Below are 1,349 nucleotides of genomic sequence, written 5' to 3' on the forward strand. Positions count from 1 at the left end.
TTCTAATACTGAACAAATTGAATAAACATACCAATTTGAATAATGGTTAAATTAGTTCTAGTGCTTTTTAAAGCATCAGGCATACCCTGAAAGGCCTTTAACGAGTAAGGAAATTTAYCTTATTGTAAACAAGTATGAAAAAGTTAGAACTAAACAATTTAGGTGTTCAAGAAATGAACTCTGTTGAAATGACAAAAACTGATGGTGGCGGCATAGTATGGAGCTCTTTAGGTGCTTTATTAGGTAATGTTACTACTACTGTAAACGCTGTTCTTGGTGATACAACACAATTTTTATCTAAGCAACTAGCAACTGTTTTCAGTTTTATCCGTACTCTATAGGGGAGTTAGATTTGAAGGCCGGATGATTGAATGTACTCATTGAATTGTCCGGTCTTTTTTTTGCCCATAAATATCTAAATATTATTGCTGAACTGTAGAATTAAAGTAACTCATTTTAGTTATATTAGTAATGCAATACTTATGAGGACTTTATCTTTTCTGATCCTTCTGTTGGTCATTACCGGCTGCGACTTTAAAAATAAGTCTGCTGATACGCACACGATAGCCCCTATTGAAGGCAGCAAAAATCAATATATAACCACAAAGGAATATACAGGTGTAATCTTTGCTCCAGATACTTCGGCCAATGCCGATGAGGGCAGTGTCCAGTTTATGCCAACTGCTGAGGATATTGAAAACGCAGAGCGCATCTTCAAAATGTGCCTAAAAACAAGTAAAATCGATAAAGATGGTGTCATTGTAGATTCTACCAGAATCCAGGCACCGTCAGGGTATTTCAGACAATATCTTGGATACAAAAATAAAAACGGCGAAAAGGTTATTCTTTTAAACTGTTTTATTAAAAGTGCTGTGAGTAAAGATGAAACCTGGAAGAAAGAAATCATCGCATTTAAAGATGGTGGAAACAATTATTTCAGCGTACATATTAACCTTGCTACAAATGATTGCTTCAACTTCTTTGTTAACGGAGGTGCCTGATTATACTGTCGTTACGTTTGCGAAGCCCTCACCCACTTTTGATCAATATATTCAATTAAAAAGAAGCTAAGCACAATAAAACCCAGTATGTACCTGCCAAGTTTAATCATAGCAAGTAAGCTTACGGTTAGTTGCGGATTAAACAGCGACAATAAAGTAAGCGAAAGTGCTACAATACCGAGAATAGCCATAAAAACAAGCGCATAAGTTTTAATACCGAATGGCTTAACTTTTTGGGCAAAAACTTTCCTGGTAACCATTGTTGCAAAACCATAAGGCAAACTGCTTACAGGTTCACTTTTCAGTGCAGTTGCCAATAATTCATCCAGCTTCTGATCCCTTTTGTCC

3 protein-coding genes are annotated in these 1,349 nt (G+C 36.0%); 2 read left to right on the plus strand and 1 reads right to left on the minus strand.

Features of this window, described 5'->3' with window-relative positions; genetic code table 11:
- Positions 1-134 precede the first annotated feature (134 nt).
- On the plus strand, positions 135-341 hold the full coding sequence (locus tag AC1DG9_RS27105; RefSeq protein ID WP_048905896.1) for a hypothetical protein: 207 nt from the start codon (positions 135-137) through the stop codon (positions 339-341).
- 141 nt (positions 342-482) lie between these two features.
- On the plus strand, positions 483-1,001 hold the full coding sequence (locus AC1DG9_RS27110; RefSeq protein ID WP_337715950.1) for a hypothetical protein: 519 nt from the start codon (positions 483-485) through the stop codon (positions 999-1,001).
- An 11-nt stretch (positions 1,002-1,012) separates the two neighbouring features.
- Here the strand turns inward: AC1DG9_RS27110 and AC1DG9_RS27115 are convergent.
- Positions 1,013-1,349 (minus strand): hypothetical protein (locus tag AC1DG9_RS27115; protein WP_477635699.1); only part of this gene is annotated, 337 nt, incomplete at its 5' end.

It is taken from the genome of Pedobacter sp. 05L430 (assembly GCF_056397585.1).

Coding starts and splice junctions, on each gene's coding strand:
- AC1DG9_RS27105 (WP_048905896.1), top strand. CDS start 135: ATGAAAAAGTTAGAACTAAACAATTTAGGTGTTCAAGAAATGAACTCT.
- AC1DG9_RS27110 (WP_337715950.1), top strand. CDS start 483: ATGAGGACTTTATCTTTTCTGATCCTTCTGTTGGTCATTACCGGCTGC.